The organism is Pseudomonas sp. UBA2684 (assembly GCA_002354655.1).
In the GTDB taxonomy this organism is placed as follows: Bacteria; Pseudomonadota; Gammaproteobacteria; order Pseudomonadales; family Pseudomonadaceae; genus Aquipseudomonas.
Window position 1 is genome coordinate 56785 of record DELY01000008.1, and the last position, 17811, is coordinate 74595.

A 17811-nucleotide genomic window follows, 5' to 3' on the forward strand; every position below is an offset into this window, starting at 1 on the left:
GCCTCTGGGAAGGGGGTGTACTTTGAGGCCGTGCATTCTAGCCTAAAGCGCTGGCGACGGCACCCGTGGCGGTGCGCGAGCGAGCGCCTCGGCGCTAGCAGAGAAGGCAACCGCTGTCGAGATATGGCGCGCAAGATCCTTTGCGTATACTGCGCCAATGTTTGCCCAATCTGCGTTCCGCACGCGCTACGCCCACTGGTTGTCAGCGATCGGAATCCTCCTGCTGCTCGGCGGCTGCGCTGAAGAACCCAGCGCACTCGAGCGCGTTCAGGCGGAGGGTGTGCTGCGCGTGATCACCCGCAACAGCCCGGCCACCTATTTCCAGGACCGCAACGGCGAAACCGGTTTCGAGTACGAGCTGGTCAAACGCTTCGCCGACGACCTCGATCTTGAGCTGCAAATCGAGACGGCCGACAACCTCGACGAATTATTTGCCCGTCTGGGCAAACCTGGTGGGCCGGTGCTGGCAGCCGCCGGTCTGGTGGAAAGCGACGGACGGCAACAGGTCGCGCGTTTTTCCACCCCTTATCTGGAAGTCACCCCACAGATCATCTACCGCAATGGCCAGCAGCGCCCGACTCGCCCGGACGACCTGCTCGACAAGCGCATCCTGGTGCTCAAAGGCAGCAGCCATGCCGAACAGCTGGCCGCACTGAAAGTCGAGTTTCCAGGGCTGAATTATGAAGAGTCCGCTGCGGTGGAAGTGGTCGACTTGCTGCGCATGGTCGACGAGGGCCAAATCGACCTGACCCTGGTCGACTCCAACGAGCTGGCCATGAACCAGGTCTACTTCCCCAACGTGCGCGTGGCCTTCGACCTCGGCGATTCGCAGAGCCTGGCCTGGGCGGTGGCGCCGGGCGAAGACACCAGCCTGCTCGACGAGGTGAATGCCTTTTTGCAGCGCGCCCAACAGAACGGCAGCCTGCAACGCCTGAAAGAGCGTTACTACGGCCACGTCGACGTGCTCGGCTACGTCGGCGCCTACACCTTCGCCAAACACCTGCAACAGCGCTTGCCGCGCTACGAAAAGCATTTCCGCCAAGCGGCGCAGGTTCAAGGCCTGGATTGGCGCTTACTGGCCGCCATGGGTTATCAGGAGTCGCTGTGGCAACCGAGCGCCACCTCGAAAACCGGGGTGCGCGGCCTGATGATGCTGACCCTGCGCACCGCTCAGGCCATGGGCGTATCGAACCGCCTCGACCCCAAGCAAAGCATCGATGGCGGCGCCAAATACATCGTTCACGTTAAGGAACTGTTGCCCGAAAGCATTCAAGAGCCGGACCGTACCTGGTTCGCCCTGGCCGCCTACAACGTCGGCGGCGGTCATCTGGAGGACGCGCGCAAGCTCACCGAAGCTGAGGGGCTGAACCCGGACAAGTGGCTGGATGTGCAAAAGATTCTGCCGCGCCTGTCGCAGAAGCAGTGGTACAGCAAAACCCGCTACGGCTATGCCCGGGGCGGCGAACCGGTGCATTTTGTACGTAACATCCGCCGCTACTACGACATCCTCACCTGGGTGACGCAGCCACAACTGGAAGGCAGCCAAGTGGCGGAAAGCGGCCTGCACGTACCGGGCGTCAACAAGACCCTACCGCAAGAAGACACCCCACCGCTGTAGCTTGCCTCGCCTAACGCGCCTCGCGCCGGGCCTTGAAGAACGCGCTAAGCAGCGCGCCACAGTCCTCGGCCAACACGCCGCCCTCCACCAACACCCGGTGGTTGAGGAAGTCCTGGGCGAAGAACTGCCCACGACTCAGCACCACGCCAGCCTTGGGTTCGGTGGCGCCGTAGACCACCCGCTGCACTCGCGCATGCACGATCAAGCCGGCACACATGCTGCACGGTTCCAGGGTCACGTACAGAGTGCTGCCCGGCAGGCGGTAATTGTCGACCGCCTGCGCTGCCGCGCGGATCGCCACCATTTCGGCATGCGCGCTGGGGTCATGGCTGGAGATCGGGCAATTGAAGCCGCGCCCGACAACCACGCCATCCTGCACCAGCACCGCGCCCACCGGCACCTCACCCAGGGCCGCGCCTTCGGCCGCCAGGGCCAAGGCCTCGCGCATAAAATGCTGATCCTGGCTGCGATCAATGATCAGGGGGTGGCGCACGTTTAAACGACCTCGACTGATGCCATCAGACCGGTTTCCATATGGTCGATCACATGGCAGTGGAACATCCATACCCCGGGATTATCGGCGACCAGCGCCACCCGCGCGCGTTCGTTCTTGCCCAGCAGGTAGGTGTCGGTGAAGTACGGAATAATCGACTTGCGATTCGAGGCCAGCACCTTGAAGGTCATGCCGTGCAGGTGAATCGGGTGCTGATACTGGCTGAGATTACGCAGCTCGAAGATATAGCTCTTGCCCAACTGCAGACGGGCAATCGGCCGGTCGGCGCAGGTCTTGTCGTTGATATCCCAGGCCTGGCCGTTGATCTGCCAGAAGCTGTGCGCCGCGCCCTGCGCCAGGCCGACCGACACCGCGCCGGCCCACTCGAAGTTGAAGCGCAGGGTCTCGGCACTGGCCAGATCCGGCTCGGCGATCGGATTGGCCGGCAGCGCTGGTGGCCAATCACCGGCGACTTCGGCATTGGGCTGCGCGCGCAAGGTCGCCAGGCGCAATGGCCCATTGCGCAGCGATAGCTCAACGCCAGCCGTCGGCACCCTCAACCCCAGCTCGATCCGCATGCCCGGCCCCAGCCAGTATTCCTTGCCCAACGGCCGCGGCTCGACCGGATTGCCGTCCAGCGCATAGATGCGCGCATCCGCACCCGGCAAGTTGAGGCGATAAGTCAGGGTGTTATCCAGATTGATCAGGCGCAAGCGCACCACCTGCCCGGCTGGCAGCTCCAGGGTCGGCGCGTGCACGCCATTGACCGTACTCAAGCGCCCAGGCGTGCCGCCGCGCGCCGCCTCGCGCGGCACGCTGAACTCGGTGAACGCGCCCCGCGCATCGACATGCCAGCTTTTCAGGTTGAGCGTGCGCTCGTGCGCGAACCCCGTGGGCTCGCGCTCCTCGACAATCAATGCGCCAACCAGCCCGCGACCCAACTGCTCGCCACTGGCGACATGCGGGTGATACCAGAAACTACCGGCGTCCGGGGTCTTGAACTGGTAGTCGAAGTATTCGCCGGGTAGCACCGGCAACTGCGAGACATACGGCACGCCATCCATTTCCAGCGGCAGACGGATGCCGTGCCAGTGGATGGTGGTCGGCACCTCCAGCTGGTTGATAAAGCGCACGCGCAGCCACTCGCCCTGCTTCGCACGAATCTCCAAGCCTGGCGCCTGACCGCCGTAGGCCCACGCCGGAGTCATATGACCGGGCACCAGCTCCACCTCGAGTGGCGCAGCGATCAGCTCGTAGTCATACGCGGCGGCCACCAACGGGCGCCCCAGCCAATAGCGCACGCCACCGGCACCCAAACCGACCACACTGAGACCGGCCAAGCCGGCGAGAATTTGTCTGCGGGTAAAGGCCATTAATCATCTCGTATATCCGCTGTTCTGGCACAAGGTCTGTCACATCGTAGGGCGGACATGCCGACGGCTTGTCCGCCAGCTACAGCGCTATCGGTGGACAAGGCTTCGCCATCTCCACCCTACAAAAGCGCGCCTCGGGCTACTGACACGGCCATAGCACAAGGGCAGCCTGGGCTGCCCTTGTCATTCAGATCACTCCCACTCGATCATCAATAGGTCGTCTGAACCCGCATGGATAAAGGGATTGGCTGTGATCAACAAGGGGCTTTACCGTCGCTTTTACCGTCAACCGTGCAGAGCTTTTGCTGACGCGGGAAATGGGACGATTTGCGGGGCGACGACTTTAGCGACACCATTATCAATCAGCTCTAAGCATACCTCACCGTAAGAAACTGCTCAGCCCAATCCGTAGAATTTGCTCAATGCTGTAGCCAATACGCCGCTGGCTGTGGCCACGCTAATTTCCCAGCCCCCGGAGGCTGCAAGAGCAACCATCTTGCCGACCCATGCACTAACTTGTGGGCCGAAGCCCTTTCCAGAGTTCGGCTCGGGGTCGTTGCGCACAGCCAGCTCTAGCTCTCGAACCTCAGCATCCCCAACGCCTTGGCTAGTGAGGTAACGTGCAAGCGAGGAAAAATCTGATGCTTTTATGTGCTGCGTATTGGTCTGGGTTACTGAGCTACCTTCTACATTTCCCAAGATACCTTGGAAATTCTCAATACGAATATTCTGACTGTGCATAGCGGCCTGCTTCTCACTCGTAGAAAACGAAAACCCATCTCCGAGAATACCCTCTGCCTCCAGCGAGAGCGACCACTCCAAAATGCGTGTACGAATGGTATTAAGAATAGCTGTGAGCTTGTTAGCTCCAATAGCACGCAACGGTCGAAGTGGAGCAATGCTTTCTTGCATAGACATCAATACACGCTCTTGCTCAGGCGAGAAATAGAACACGAGATGTCCATTTTTTGAGCCCTCAATCAATTGCTCGATAGAAGCCACGGACTCCGTCACATGCACTTTATTGACAATGTCATGCACATCTTGAGGTACCAGAAAAGGTTGCAAACCGTGGAAAGGATTCTGAACCCGTAAATCCCCATGAATAAGGCGATAGCCTGGGAGCAATAGGTTGACTGCACCCGCATAGCCGTTTAGCTCAGCAAGAATCCATTCGCGAAACTCTGTGAGGTTGAGTTTGGTCGCTACCACCAGCGCCTTGCAAAGAAGATCGCTTATATCGTGACCGCTATCTGATGCCAGCTCTTGGAGCTGAATGACAATTGGCTGTGCCATGGATGCGTGCTATCTCCTTGGTTGATTGGCAGACTCACACCATTTTCCTCTCCGCCAACGAGCAAAGAATAACAGCGCTCCGCATCCAGCATCACAGTCGAGATTAAAGAACCCGGGCTGCCCCCTTTCCACAAAAAGTGCTGTCCCTTCGTCGAAATCCGTTGTCTCCCCACCATGAATGCCTCCACCACGTACAGAACCCCACATCATGATCATGCCCTGAGGACTGGCGCGTGGAGGAGTCTCGCCTTGGCTTGATCGAGTTGTACGCTCAGGCCACTCCAGTTGACCAGGTGATCGGCATGATCCTGCCAGGATTGCTTCGCCTTGGGCTGGACGGGATACCGGAACCGTGCTCGCCGCCCAGGCCCAACACCGTCGCTCGCATGGAACGCCCCATGTCGAAGGCGCAGATGCGCGAGCCGGGATAGCGGCGGAACTGCAGCGCCAGTGTGATGGATTGGAAGCACTGAAAGCGCCCACTCCTACTGAGCGGGCCTTTACCAAGTTTAAAAAATGACTTGTACCACTTTTTTACCACCAATCTTTCTTTCCTCCTGAAGACTGGCCCAAGTCTGCTAGTTCAGAGGTAAGCTCGAGAGCCCATGCAGAATTGCTTATCAGGCTTACCATGTAACAAAGCTTAAGACGGTAGCTTGCGGAACACAGGGAAGCGGGAACCCGCATTCGTAGTCGCTTCGATCAGTGTCTCCAGCTGAATCATAACGGGATCGTAGATGACGATGGCCGTCTTTTGGTCGAGATTGACCTGAACGTCGCTCACACCTGACACCTTCTCCAGCGACTTCTTGACTGTGATCGGACAGGCCGGACAGGTCATGTTCTGTACGCCGAGCGTGACAGTTGTCGAGGCCGCTGCCAGTGCCGGCAGACCGACGAGTTCAGTTTCAGCAGTTGACGCATAGTTAATCTCTTTTAGTAGAACAGCGTTGCGAACCACGGCACGCCCAACCCGGCGACGATCCAAAATACAAGCCGCTGTCGCGCAAGCCGTGCGCGGATCCCCTGGCGCTGCAAGAGTGGCAGCCACCTTGCTGCTTGACCTTGCCCCGACGGTAAGGTCCAACCTCTAAGTAGCGAGATAATTGTGGAGGTTGGCGATGCCCCGCGCATTCCCCGAAACCACTGCTGCCGCGCCCGCTGGCCATACCCAGCAATGGGCGTTCGGCGTAGAGGGCATGACCTGCGCATCTTGCGTGGCACGGATCGAGAAAGCATTGACATTGCCATGTCGACCGACATTGATGTGGCCATGCACACTACCGGATCCCCATGATGCGCAGCAATCCGCCGCTGGTGGCGGATGCCTTGGCTCTCCCCCTGCATACCTACGGACGGATTCTGAAGAGCCAGTTTTTGGCCTTCGTTTACAACCTGGCCGGCATTCCGTTGGCTGCCTTCGGTCTGTTGAGCCCGGTAGTGGCAAGTGCGCGATGGCATTGTCCAGCGTCTCGGTAGTCACTTACGCCCTATTGTTCAAGCGCTGGCGGCCGTCACCGGTAGAGCTTGACAGAGGCTAGGTCTCAGCAAGATGGAGGCATCCATGAACATTGGCACAGTGGCGAACGTCAGCGGCTTGACCGCCAAAATGATCCGCTATTACGAACGCATCGAGCTGGTCCCAGCGTCTCGGCGTACCCGGTCTGGCTATCGCGATTATCGGGAAAGCGATGTGCAGGTTTTACGCTTCATTCACCACACCCGGGATCTGGGCTTCTCATTGGCGCAGGTGCGCACCTTGCTTGCGTTGTGGCGGGATCGACATCGTCCCGGCCGCGAGGTTCGGGCCATTGCCCAACACTATATCGACACGCTGAACACACGCATTGCCTTGCTCCAGTCCCTGCGCGACGGCCTGAGCTACCTGGCCGAGCATTGCGACAACGCGGAGCAACCACCAAGGCCGATTCTGGATGATCTGCCCCCACTACCTGAATGAAAGGAGAACATCATGACATGCGATAAATCGACCATGGTTCGGCTCGGCATCGGTGCCGGCATCATCCTGCTGGCTGCCTATGTCCTGTTTCCGGCTTTTCAAACCTGGATCGCGGCGAATGCGCTGATCTTGCTACTACTCTGTCCGCTGTCGATGCTTTTCTGCATACACGGCATGCATAAGGGGCCGCCCGCTGCCGACGACACACAGAAGGTAAAGCCGACCGAGCGTCACCCGACCGGCACGCCATGATCTTTCCATAAAGCGGAGTGCTGAACGAATTGCTCCCCCTATCGACCTAGACTAGACTCCGACGCATGAAACGACGCCTGCATCTGCTGTTGCTCCTGCTGCTCAGCTTGACCCTTCCCCTGAATGGGGTTGCGGGTGCACTCGCGTTTTCGGAGCCTTGCCCTATGGAACAGCACGGCATTTCGATGGACGAGACGCAGGCTCCGTGCTGCGAAGACCATCAGCAGCAAATCTCCAGCGGCAAAGTCTGCAAGACCGGACAAGAATGCAAGAGCAGCAGCATGCTGCAGGTCACGGTCATCAAGACGTCTCTTCTGCTGTCTCATCCCGCCGCAGTTTCCCTCACCAGCGACTTCCTTCCAACCACATCCCCTTCCGGGGTGTGGCGGCCACCTCGCGCCTGATTCCCGTGCTGACTTGAGTTCCGTTTCGCCCTTTTTGGTGGCGAGACGATGTGCGTGTGCCCGCTTGGGTGCGCGCCGGATCATCCATAGGAATCGTCAAAATGAGTATCCGACGCTATTGCGGGACGCGCCCATGTCTGGCCGTCCTCACGCTGTGCGCGCTGGCCGTACCTGGCCTGGCCGCCGCCCTTACCCTGGACGAAGCCCTACGCCTGGCTGAGCGTGAGGCACCCTCACTGGCTGCCCAAGCAGCCAACCGAGATGCAGCCGTTCAGGCTGCCATTCCCGCCGGTGAATTGCCGGACCCCAAGTTACTGCTGGGCATCCAAAACTTTCCGATTGAGGGCGATGCTCGTGGCAGCCTTACGCGTGACTTTATGACCATGCAGATGGTTGGCGTCATGCAAGAGGTGCCCAACCGAGCCAAGCGCCGTGCTCGGGTAGAAGTCGCCCAGGCCGGTATCAATAGCGCCAGTGCACTGAAGCTGGTCGAGCGCCTCAAGGTGCGCCAGGAAACCGCGCTGGCCTGGATTGGCAGCTTCGCCATCGAACAGAAGTTGCAACTTTTCCAGTCTCTGTATGACGAGAATCGTCTGCTGGCCAAAGCCGTGCAGGCGCGGCTAGCTGGCGGCCGCGGCATGGTAATCGACAGCCTGGCACCCAAGCAGGAAGCGGCACTACTGGCCGAGCAGGAAGATGAACTCGAGCTCAACCGTGAGCAGGCCCGGGCGGCCTTGCGACGCTGGCTCGGCGCGGCGGCCAGCGAACCGCTGTCCGGCTCCTGGCCGAGCTGGCGAGTTGATGACCTACATTTTCGTCACAACCTGCAGCGTCATCCCGAACTTCAGGCCTTCGACCCCATGACGCATGAAGCAGAGGCCCAGGTGCGCCAGGCCGAAGCGGAAAAGAAGCCGGACTGGAGCTGGGAGCTGGCCTATCAGAAGCGCGGTGACGCCTTTGGCGACATGGTGTCGGCACAGTTCACCTTCGACCTACCGCTGTTCACCGGCAGTCGCCAAGACCCGAAGATTGCGGCCAAACGCTCCGAACTGCTGCGTCTTGAAGCTGAGCGTGAGGCCGTGACGCGGGAGCACGCGCAAGAGCTGGACGACGACCTGGCCGAGTACCGCCGTCTAGATCGAGCGTTAGCACGTAGCAAACAAACCCTGGTACCGCTGGCCGAGGAGAAGGTGCAGCTGGCGATGGCGGACTACCGTGCCGGCGCCGGCGATCTGATAACAGTGATAGCCGCCCGCCGTGAGTTGATCGAAGCGCGCCTGAAACACATAGACCTTGAACAGCAACGCGCGCAGACCAATGCCCGTCTGTATTTTGCCTATGGAGACAGTGGCCAATGAAGACTCGAATTTGGAAAGGCACGTTGCTAACCACGCTGGTACTGGGTATAGGCGCGGCCGGTGGTTACTGGTTCGCCCAGCAGTCCATGAGTGGGGGGCACAGCTCGGCAAGCACCGAGGCGACCCCGGCAGCAGACAAGGGTAATGTGCTGTATTGGTACGACCCCATGGTGCCGCAGCAAAAATTCGACCAGCCGGGCAAATCGCCCTTTATGGACATGCAGCTGGTGCCGCGCTATGCCGATGAAGGTGGCGACAGCGCCGCCATCAGCATCAATGCGAGCATCACCCAAAACCTCGGCATGCGCCTGGCCCCGGTGACCCGCGGGACATTGGCCAACAGCCTGGAAGCGGTCGGCAACCTGACCTTCAATAGCCGCGATATCGCCGTGGTGCAGGCACGTACTGGCGGTTTCGTCGGACGTGTTTACGCCCGCGCCCCCGAGGATCTGCTCGAAGCCGGCGCGCCCCTGGCCGACCTGCTGGTACCGGCGTGGATCAGTGCTCAGGGGGACTATCTGGCCCTGCGCGATGCCGGTGATCCCGCGCTGCTGGCCGCGGCGCGCCAACGCCTGCACCTGGCCGGGATGCCAGCAGCGTTGATCGCCCAGTTCGAACGTAGCGGCAAAGTGCAGGCGCTATGGACCGTGACCAGCCCGATCACCGGTGTGTTGCAGCAACTCGACGTGCGCGAAGGCATGACTCTCATGGCGGGGGACACCCTGGCGACCATTAATGGCTTGCGTAGCGTCTGGCTGGACGTTGCGGTGCCTGAGGCCGAAGCCCTGGGCCTGCATCGAGGCCAGGTGGTCGAGGCGCGGCTGCCGGCGTTTCCCGGCGAAGTGCTCAACGGCAGCATCGAGGCCATTCTGCCCCAGGCCAACCTCGACAGCCGCACCCTGCGCGTACGGGTCGTGCTAGATAACCCCGACGGTCGCCTGCGCCCGGGGCTGACCGCCCAGGTACGCCTGGCCCGTCCGGCCGAGGGCGATGCGCTGTTGGTGCCGAGCGAGGCGGTGATTCGCAGCGGTCGCCGCGCCCTGGTGATGCTCGCCGAGGGCGAAGGGCGCTACCGCCCGGTGGAAGTCCGCCCGGGCCAGGAGGCCGCGGGCAATACCCAGATTCTCGAAGGGTTGGAGGAGGGCCAGCAGGTGGTCGCCTCCGGGCAGTTCCTGCTCGATTCCGAGGCCAGCCTACGTGGCATCCTGGCCCAGGAGCTGGGCGCGGCGGCGACGGAGGTCAAACTGCAGCCGGCACTGCATGAGGCCGAAGGGCAAATCGACGCCATTGAAGCGGACGGTGTGATGCTTACACATGGTCCGTTCAAGACCCTGGGCATGCCGGGCATGAGCATGTTGTTTCCGGTTGCCGATCGGGCTCTGCTGCAAGGTTTTAAACCCGGCGACCGGGTGCGGGTCGGGGTCCGCGCCGCCGACGACGGCATACGAATTGAGCGCATCAAGCGCCTGTCACCCACGCAGGACCGCAATCAGGAGGTACAGCCATGATCGCTGCCCTGATCCGCTGGTCGGTGGTAAACCGTTTCCTGGTAGTGCTGGCGACCCTGTTCGCCACCGCCTGGGGCATTTGGTCGCTACAGAACACACCCATCGACGCGCTGCCGGACCTGTCCGACGTGCAGGTGATCATCCGCACGCCCTATCCGGGTCAGGCACCGCAGATCGTCGAGAACCAAGTGACCTACCCGCTGGCCACCACCATGCTCTCGGTGCCGGGGGCGAGGACGGTGCGCGGTTACTCGTTCTTCGGCGACAGCTTCGTCTATGTGCTGTTCGAGGACGACACCGACCTCTATTGGGCGCGTTCGCGGGTGCTGGAATACCTCAGCCAGGTCCAGAGTCGCTTGCCGGCCAGCGCAAAACCGTCGCTGGGGCCGGACGCCACAGGGGTCGGCTGGATCTACCAGTACGCCTTGGTAGACCGCACCGGCAAGCATGACTTGGCGCAGCTGCGCGCGTTGCAAGACTGGTTCCTCAAGTTTGAACTGAAGACCCTGGTCAACGTCGCCGAGGTGGCAACCATCGGTGGCATGGTCAAGCAGTATCAGGTGCAGCTCGACCCGATCAAGCTGGCCAGTCTGGGTATCACACAGGCCGAGGTGACGGACGCCATCGGCCGGGCCAACCAGGAAACCGGTGGCGCGGTGCTGGAACTGGCGGAAACCGAGTTCATGGTACGCGCCTCAGGCTATCTGCAGACCCTCAACGACTTTCGCGCCATCCCGCTGCGCCTGGATGCCGGCGGCGTGCCGGTGACCCTCGGCGAGGTGGCGCATATCCAGTTGGGACCGGAGATGCGCCGCGGCATCGCCGAACTAGATGGCGAGGGTGAGGTGGTCGGCGGCGTGGTAATTCTGCGCAGTGGCAAGAACGCCCGCACCACCATTGCTGCGGTCAAGGCCAAGCTAGAGACGCTGAAAAGCAGCCTGCCCGAGGGGGTGGAGATCGTCACCACCTACGACCGCAGCCAGTTGATCGACCGCGCGGTGCGCAACCTGGGCGAGAAGCTGGTGGAAGAATTCATCGTCGTGGCGCTGGTCTGCGCGGCCTTCCTCTGGCATCTGCGCTCCTCCCTGGTAGCCATCGTCTCCTTGCCGGTTGGCGTGCTGATCGCCTTTGTTGTCATGCAGCAACAGGGTATCAACGCCAACATCATGTCGCTCGGCGGCATCGCTATCGCCATCGGCGCCATGGTCGACGCTGCGGTGGTGATGATCGAAAACGCCCACAAGAAAATCGAGGCCTGGCGTGAGGCGCATCCCGGCGAGGAGCTCAAGGGCGAGCAGCATTGGCGGGTGATCACCGACGCGGCGGTGGAAGTCGGCCCAGCGCTGTTCTTCTGCCTGCTGATCATCACCCTGTCGTTTATTCCGGTGTTCACCCTACAGGCCCAAGAAGGCCGGCTGTTTGGCCCGCTGGCCTTCACCAAGACCTATGCCATGGCCGCCGCTGCTGGGCTGTCGGTGACTTTAGTGCCGGTACTGATGGGCTACTGGATTCGCGGGCGGATTCCCGATGAGGCGCGTAACCCGCTGAACCGCTGGCTGATCAGTATCTACCAGCCGGCACTCGACGCTGTGCTGCGTTGGCCCAAGGCCACTCTGATGGTCGCGCTGCTGGTGTTTCTCAGCACGCTGTGGCCGCTGTCGCAACTGGGCGGCGAGTTCCTGCCGCCGCTGGACGAGGGCGATCTACTCTATATGCCATCGGCCCTGCCCGGATTGTCGGCGCAGAAAGCCGCCCAGCTGCTGCAACAGACCGACCGGATGATCAAGACGGTACCGGAAGTAGCCCATGTGTTCGGCAAAGCCGGTCGCGCCGAGACCGCAACCGACCCGGCGCCGCTAGAGATGTTCGAGACCACCATCCAGTTCAAGCCGCGCGAGCAGTGGCGCGCCGGCATGACCGCGGACAAGCTGGTGGAGGAACTGGACCGGGTGGTGCAGGTGCCTGGGCTGACCAATATCTGGATTCCGCCGATCCGCAATCGCATCGACATGCTCGCCACCGGGATCAAAAGCCCTATCGGGGTCAAGGTCGCCGGCGCCGACCTGGCGCAGATCGATGCGGCCACCCAGGCCATCGAGAAGGTCGCCAAAGACATCCCCGGGGTGAGTTCGGCCCTGGCCGAGCGGCTGACTGGTGGGCGCTATATCGATGTTGACATTGACCGGGCAGCAGCCGCGCGTTACGGCCTGAACATCGCCGATGTGCAGGCGATCGTCTCCAGCGCAATCGGCGGTGAGAATGTCGGCGAGACCATCGAGGGGTTGGCGCGCTTTCCCATCAGCGTGCGTTACCCGCGCGAATGGCGCGACTCGCTGGGCGGCCTCGAACAGTTGCCGATCTACACCCCCCAGGGCAGCCAGATCACTCTGGGGACGGTGGCGCGGATCAAGGTCAGCGACGGCCCGCCGATGCTCAAGAGTGAAAATGCGCGCCCCTCAGGCTGGGTCTATGTGGATGTGCGTGGTCGCGACCTGGCGTCGGTGGTGGCTGATTTGCGTGCCGCAATTGACGAGCAAGTGCAACTGCAGCCGGGTATCAGCCTGAGCTATTCGGGGCAGTTTGAGTTTCTCGAACGGGCCAATGCGCGGCTCAAACTGGTGGTGCCGGCCACCCTGCTGATCATCTTCGTCCTGCTCTACCTGTGCTTCGCCCGCTTCGGCGAGGCGTTGCTGATCATGGCTACGCTGCCGTTCGCCCTGGTCGGCGGTGTCTGGTTCCTCTACCTGCTCGGCTATCATCTGTCAGTGGCCACCGGAGTCGGCTTTATCGCCCTGGCCGGGGTCGCAGCGGAGTTCGGCGTGATCATGCTGCTCTACCTGAAAAACGCCTGGGCCGAACGCGAGGAAGCCGGTGACAGCAGCGAGCAGGCGCTGGTCGAGGCGATACGCGAAGGTGCGGTGCAACGGGTGCGCCCCAAGGCAATGACGGTGGCGGTGATCATCGCCGGTCTGTTGCCGATTCTTCTCGGTGGCGGCACTGGCAGCGAAATCATGAGCCGCATCGCCGCGCCCATGGTCGGCGGTATGCTCAGCGCACCGTTGCTGTCGCTATTCGTTCTGCCAGCGGCCTATCGGCTGATGCGCCGACGTCAAACCTCGGGATTGATCTCCAACCAAACAGAAAGAAAGCAGGCATGAAGAGCGCCCCTACAGGGCGCTCTGGCAACGATGTCCCATAGGCAGACGGGGCATCGGCAGCGAAACCCCTATCACCCGGCGCAGCAGGACAGTTGCTTCACGTCCGTGGAGAAAGCTTGTGCGGCGAGTTTCAGTCCCTCCACCATGGTCAGATAGGGGAACAGCTGGGCGGCGAGTTCCTGCACCGTCATCTGCGCCCAGATGGCAATGGCGGCGGTCTGGATAATCTCACCCGCGTCCGCCGTCACCGCCTGCACGCCTAGCAGCCGACCGGATCCCGCATCGGCAACCAGCTTGATAAAGCCACGGGTGTCGAAGTTAGCCAGCGCACGCGGCACGTTGTCCAGGGTCAGGGTGCGGCTGTCGGTTTCGAGGCCAGCGTGCTGTGCTTGCGCCTCGCTGTAGCCGACGGTGGCTACCTGCGGATCGGTGAACACTACGGAGGGCATGGTGTCGAGATTGAGCTTCGCCTCGCCGCCAAGCATGTTGAGCGCAGCGCGGGTACCGGCCGCCGCCGCCACATAGACGAACTGCGGCTGGTCGGTGCAGTCGCCGGCGGCATAGATATCCGCTGCGCTGCTGCGCATGCCCTGGTTGATCTGGATGCCGCCGCGTTCGTCCAGCGTCACGCCAGCAGCCTCAAGATTCATGCCTTGAGTGTTGGGTGTGCGCCCAGTGGCAACGAGCAATTGCTCGGCGCGCAACTCGCCGCGGTTGGTGCTCAGAACAAACTCGTCGTTGGCGTAGGACACCTGGCTAGCTTGCGTGTGTTCCAGCACGTCGATGCCTTCCAGATGGAAGGCCGCCGTCAACACTTCGCCGATGGCCGGGTCTTCGCGATTGAGGAGAGTGTGGCGCGCCAGGATTGTTACCTGGCTACCCAAGCGAGCAAACGCCTGCGCCAGCTCCATCGCTACCACCGAGGATCCGATCACGGCCAAGCGTTTGGGAATAGTATCGCTCAGCAGTGCTTCGGTAGAGGTCCAGTACGGCGTGCCCCTGAGACCAGGAATCGGCGCGATGGCCGGGCTCGCCCCGGTGGCAACCAGGCAGCGGTCGAAGGCAACGATACGCTCGCCGCCCTCTGCCATGTCCACACTGAGCGTGCGACTGTCCCTGAAGCGAGCGTTGCCGCGCAGCACACTAATGGCCGGGGCACTCTCCAGGATACTTTCGTACTTGGCGTGGCGCAGTTCGTCGACGCGGCCTTGCTGCTGGGCCAACAGGCGTTTGCGCAGGACGGCCGGCGTGGTGGTGGACAATCCGCCGTCGAACGGGCTCTCGCGACGCAGGTGGGCCACATGTGCCGCGCGAATCATGATCTTAGACGGCACGCAGCCAACGTTGACGCAGGTGCCGCCGATAGTGCCACGCTCGATCAGGGTAACGCGGGCACCGCCTTCCACAGCCGTGAGGGCGGCCGCCATTGCGGCGGCGCCGCTGCCAATCACGGTGATTTGTAGCGCTGGTATGGCCTTGGGGTTGTTCACGATCACTCCTTGCGCGAAGCCGGGTAGCCCGCGTTTTCGCTGGCCTGAGTCAAGGCCTCGACGCTGGTCTTGGTGTCGTCGAAGGTGACGATGGCTTCGAGATTCCCATAACTCACCTCGGCCCTGGTCACACCGTCGACCCTGGCTAATGCCTTCTTAACCGTGAATGGGCAGGCGGCGCAGGTCATGCCAGGCACTGCCAGGGTCACAGTCTGGGTGGCAGCCCAGACAGGCGTAGCAATGAGGATGGTGAGGGCGAGGAATGCGAGCAGTCTTTTGTGAGGCGGGCTCATGCGTCTTACCCCTGTGGGGCTAACGCGAGAATTTGTTCCAGACAAATTTTTCATGGCGAACTCCTGATCAGTAAAACAAGGGGAGGATGTGCGGGAAGCCGAGCGCGACTAGCACCAAGGTCACCACCAACCAGAACAACAGCTTGTAGGTAGTGAGCACCTGAGGGATTGCACAGACTTCGCCCGGTTTGCAGACCTGAGCCGGACGAAAAATACGTCGCCAGGCGAAGAACAGCGCCACCAGTGCCACGCTGATAAAGATCGGTCGGTATGGCTCCAGTACGTTCAGGTTGCCGATCCACACCCCGCTGAAACCCAAGCTGATCAGCACCAGCGGTCCGAGACAGCAGGTCGAGGCGAGAATCGCCGCGAACCCACCGGCAACAAGAGGAGCGCGCCCATTTGGCGGTTCATACATGCATTTTTCCTTTTGAGTACTTGATCGATGACTTAAGGTTACTTCCGTAGTCAGGTACGGGATCAAGCACCATGGAAAACACTGTAGAAAAGCTGACTATTGGCATCTTCGCCAAGGCAGCTGGAGTTAACGTGGAAACCATCCGTTTCTATCAACGCAAAGGCCTGCTACCTGAGCCGGATAAGCCATTCGGCAGTATTCGCCGGTATGGCAACGCAGATGTGGCACGGGTGCAGTTCGTAAAATCGGCTCAACGATTGGGCTTCAGCCTAGATGAAGTGGCCGAACTGCTGAGCCTGGACGACGGCGCTCACTGCGACGAAGCGCGCACGCTCGCCGAGCAGAAGCTGGGGGATGTGCGCGAAAAACTCGCGGATCTAAAGCGGATCGAGTCGGCTTTGGCACGGCTGATCCAGGACTGTTGTGCGAGCCAGAGGAAGGTGACCTGCCCGCTGATCGCTTCGCTGCATAAGAACAAAAAACAGCGCTAGAACCAAAGCTGCTGTAACAAAGCCAGCAGCGGCTCATCTCAATTGCACAGGGCAACTTAGTTACGGAGCACGAGGTAGCTGCTTGGGTGGTCACCGTGAACCAGAATGACGATTTTGCAGGCGACTCAGAGCACCATCAGCGCCTAGTTCTATAGCCTCGACGATTACATTCAGCACAGAAAGACCCGATCTCCCCGTCGTAGAGAGTTGTCAGGGCTGATCTGAGCCATGGAAATGCCAATTAGATGGCCTGTAAAAAGCCCGTAAGGACGGGGCTGAGCTAACGGAGTACATGGGGTCAAGCATCCTGCCAGTTCGCACTTCGTTAGCCCAGCAACCGGAGAGTATGTCGATAGCGGCCATCTGCCAACCCTACGGGGTGGACCATTGATCACAGGGCGAGAATTTAGTCCCTACATGCAGTGCTTTGGGCATGTCATGGCTACATTTCTGTCTTTTGCCAATGACAGCTCTGGAGATGACTTACGGCACTGATCAGCAAAGCCTGCGCGCTCCGCTTGCTGGTGGCGCCCATGAGATCGGTGGAATAACGGTCTTGCTGTTCCCTCTCACCCTATCACAGGGTTCTCGCCGTCAAGGGCTGCGCACGCTCTGCATGCTTGCGGCAGAGCCGGCTATCGCCCCCTGACTGCTGCGCTCCGCCGTGCTGGCCGGGAGTCGGGCAATTCCGCCCGAGTAACCGGAGCACGATCATGTCGCAGCTTTCTCCTGCTTTTGACTCTTCCCTGCTGGTTCGCGACGAGCAAAGTCGCTACCTGCCGGCCACTGCCGATCAGATCCTGGCAGCTGCTCGCAAGGTCATCGATCTGAAGGCCCAGCGCGGTGCTGCCTTCACTTCGCCAGAGCTGGTCAAGGAGTACCTGATCGCCAAACTGGCAGGCTTCGAACACGAGGTTTTCGCAGCGCTGCTTCTGGATGCCAAGCATCACCTGATCCAATACGTGGAGATGTTCCGCGGCACCATCGACAGTGCATCGGTCTACCCTCGCGAGGTGGTCAAGGAAGCACTGCGCCTGAATGCAGCTGCAGTGATCTTTTCGCATAACCATCCAAGCGGACATCCCGAACCTAGCCAGGCGGACAAATTCCTGACGCAACGTCTCAAGGAAGCGCTGGCGCTCGTCGAAGTGCGCTCGCTGGATCACATCATCGTGGCAGGCCCGCGCACAGTATCCTTTGCCGAACGTGGGTTGCTCTGATCACCGGGGGCTTCGGCCCCCTTTTTGCTGCGTCCATGAGATTGCATTGGCAGATCAAGCCCCGCCGAAACTGCATGCACCAGGTCACCTGGCATTGGGCGTAACTCCACGGCAACTAGCGACGACTAATCCAACTACGCCACAGTAGGTTGCCATCCTGAAACCCTCAGGCTAGAGTGCGTCCGTCGTGGTCAACACCACGGCCGGGTGTAGCAACCTGAATCGTTCGGGGCGCGGTAGCTCCATAGCTTTGCGGTCGACACAGTTATGTGCCTGGCCGCTGCATTTCTATGGTGGGCCGTGCGGGGCAGGTTTCGACCTGGCCGGTTCCCTCGGACGCCGGTTTGCTACCCCCGTACGGTCCGCCACCATTACCGTGTAGCAACGGCGGGTGACGGCTCCTTAATCGTCTGAGGAGCATAAGGAAAATGCGCTACCCCTTTTTTACCCAAGAGCTCCGCCTTGGTCTTCTGATCTTG

Annotated in this window: 15 protein-coding genes and 1 pseudogene; 9 read left to right on the forward strand and 7 right to left on the reverse strand. The window is 61.0% G+C overall.

What is annotated here, in order from left to right:
- Window positions 1–157: 157 nt before the first annotated feature.
- Window positions 158–1618: a membrane-bound lytic murein transglycosylase MltF gene (gene mltF, locus B3M58_RS03995; RefSeq protein WP_296217273.1), complete on the forward strand. Its 1461-nt coding sequence runs from the start codon at window positions 158–160 to the stop codon at window positions 1616–1618.
- A 10-nt stretch (window positions 1619–1628) separates the two neighbouring features.
- Here mltF and tadA read toward each other — a convergent pair whose 3' ends face one another.
- From tadA to B3M58_RS04015, 4 genes are all read right to left on the reverse strand, one after another.
- On the reverse strand, window positions 1629–2111 hold the full coding sequence (gene tadA, locus B3M58_RS04000) for a tRNA adenosine(34) deaminase TadA (protein ID WP_296217274.1): 483 nt from the start codon (window positions 2109–2111) through the stop codon (window positions 1629–1631).
- A 2-nt stretch (window positions 2112–2113) separates the two neighbouring features.
- A complete protein-coding gene (locus tag B3M58_RS04005) occupies window positions 2114–3484 on the reverse strand; it encodes a multicopper oxidase family protein (protein ID WP_296217275.1) in 1371 nt (456 codons plus the stop codon).
- Between the two features lie 396 nt (window positions 3485–3880).
- Entirely contained in the window at window positions 3881–4780 is a 900-nt protein-coding gene (locus B3M58_RS04010) for a hypothetical protein (RefSeq protein ID WP_296217276.1), read from the reverse strand.
- Between the two features lie 643 nt (window positions 4781–5423).
- Entirely contained in the window at window positions 5424–5741 is a 318-nt protein-coding gene (locus B3M58_RS04015) for a heavy-metal-associated domain-containing protein (protein WP_414704044.1), read from the reverse strand.
- Window positions 5742–6344: 603 nt separating this feature from the next.
- Here B3M58_RS04015 and B3M58_RS04025 point away from each other — a divergent pair.
- From B3M58_RS04025 to B3M58_RS04050, 6 genes are all read left to right on the forward strand, one after another.
- Window positions 6345–6740, forward strand: coding sequence for a MerR family transcriptional regulator (locus tag B3M58_RS04025; RefSeq protein WP_296217277.1), 396 nt, complete (start codon window positions 6345–6347; stop codon window positions 6738–6740).
- 12 nt (window positions 6741–6752) lie between these two features.
- A complete protein-coding gene (locus B3M58_RS04030; RefSeq protein ID WP_296217278.1) occupies window positions 6753–6992 on the forward strand; it encodes a DUF2933 domain-containing protein in 240 nt (79 codons plus the stop codon).
- Window positions 6993–7057: 65 nt separating this feature from the next.
- Window positions 7058–7396: a hypothetical protein gene (locus B3M58_RS04035; protein WP_296217279.1), complete on the forward strand. Its 339-nt coding sequence runs from the start codon at window positions 7058–7060 to the stop codon at window positions 7394–7396.
- Window positions 7397–7497: 101 nt separating this feature from the next.
- Entirely contained in the window at window positions 7498–8754 is a 1257-nt protein-coding gene (locus B3M58_RS04040; RefSeq protein ID WP_296217280.1) for a TolC family protein, read from the forward strand.
- Window positions 8751–10262, forward strand: a complete 1512-nt coding sequence (locus B3M58_RS04045; RefSeq protein ID WP_296217281.1) for an efflux RND transporter periplasmic adaptor subunit — start codon at window positions 8751–8753, stop codon at window positions 10260–10262. The genes B3M58_RS04040 and B3M58_RS04045 overlap by 4 nt, the downstream gene beginning before the upstream one ends.
- On the forward strand, window positions 10259–13420 hold the full coding sequence (locus B3M58_RS04050) for an efflux RND transporter permease subunit (RefSeq protein WP_296217282.1): 3162 nt from the start codon (window positions 10259–10261) through the stop codon (window positions 13418–13420). Before B3M58_RS04045 ends, B3M58_RS04050 begins: the two co-directional genes overlap by 4 nt.
- A gap of 71 nt (window positions 13421–13491) precedes the next feature.
- Here B3M58_RS04050 and merA read toward each other — a convergent pair.
- The 3 genes and pseudogenes from merA to merT all read right to left on the reverse strand — a co-directional run.
- Window positions 13492–14877 (reverse strand): annotated as a pseudogene (merA, locus tag B3M58_RS04055) (mercury(II) reductase); the annotation flags it as partial.
- A gap of 35 nt (window positions 14878–14912) precedes the next feature.
- Window positions 14913–15203: a mercury resistance system periplasmic binding protein MerP gene (gene merP / locus B3M58_RS04060; protein ID WP_296217284.1), complete on the reverse strand. Its 291-nt coding sequence runs from the start codon at window positions 15201–15203 to the stop codon at window positions 14913–14915.
- A gap of 67 nt (window positions 15204–15270) precedes the next feature.
- Window positions 15271–15621: a mercuric ion transporter MerT gene (gene merT, locus B3M58_RS04065; RefSeq protein ID WP_296217285.1), complete on the reverse strand. Its 351-nt coding sequence runs from the start codon at window positions 15619–15621 to the stop codon at window positions 15271–15273.
- Between the two features lie 71 nt (window positions 15622–15692).
- Here merT and merR point away from each other — a divergent pair, with 71 nt between their 5' ends.
- Both merR and radC read left to right on the forward strand, forming a co-directional pair.
- Entirely contained in the window at window positions 15693–16112 is a 420-nt protein-coding gene (merR, locus tag B3M58_RS04070; RefSeq protein WP_296217286.1) for an Hg(II)-responsive transcriptional regulator, read from the forward strand.
- Window positions 16113–16825: 713 nt separating this feature from the next.
- The gene (gene radC / locus B3M58_RS04075; RefSeq protein WP_296217287.1) at window positions 16826–17332 is read left to right on the forward strand and encodes a RadC family protein; all 507 of its coding nucleotides are present in this window, start codon (window positions 16826–16828) and stop codon (window positions 17330–17332) included.
- Window positions 17333–17811 lie beyond the last annotated feature (479 nt).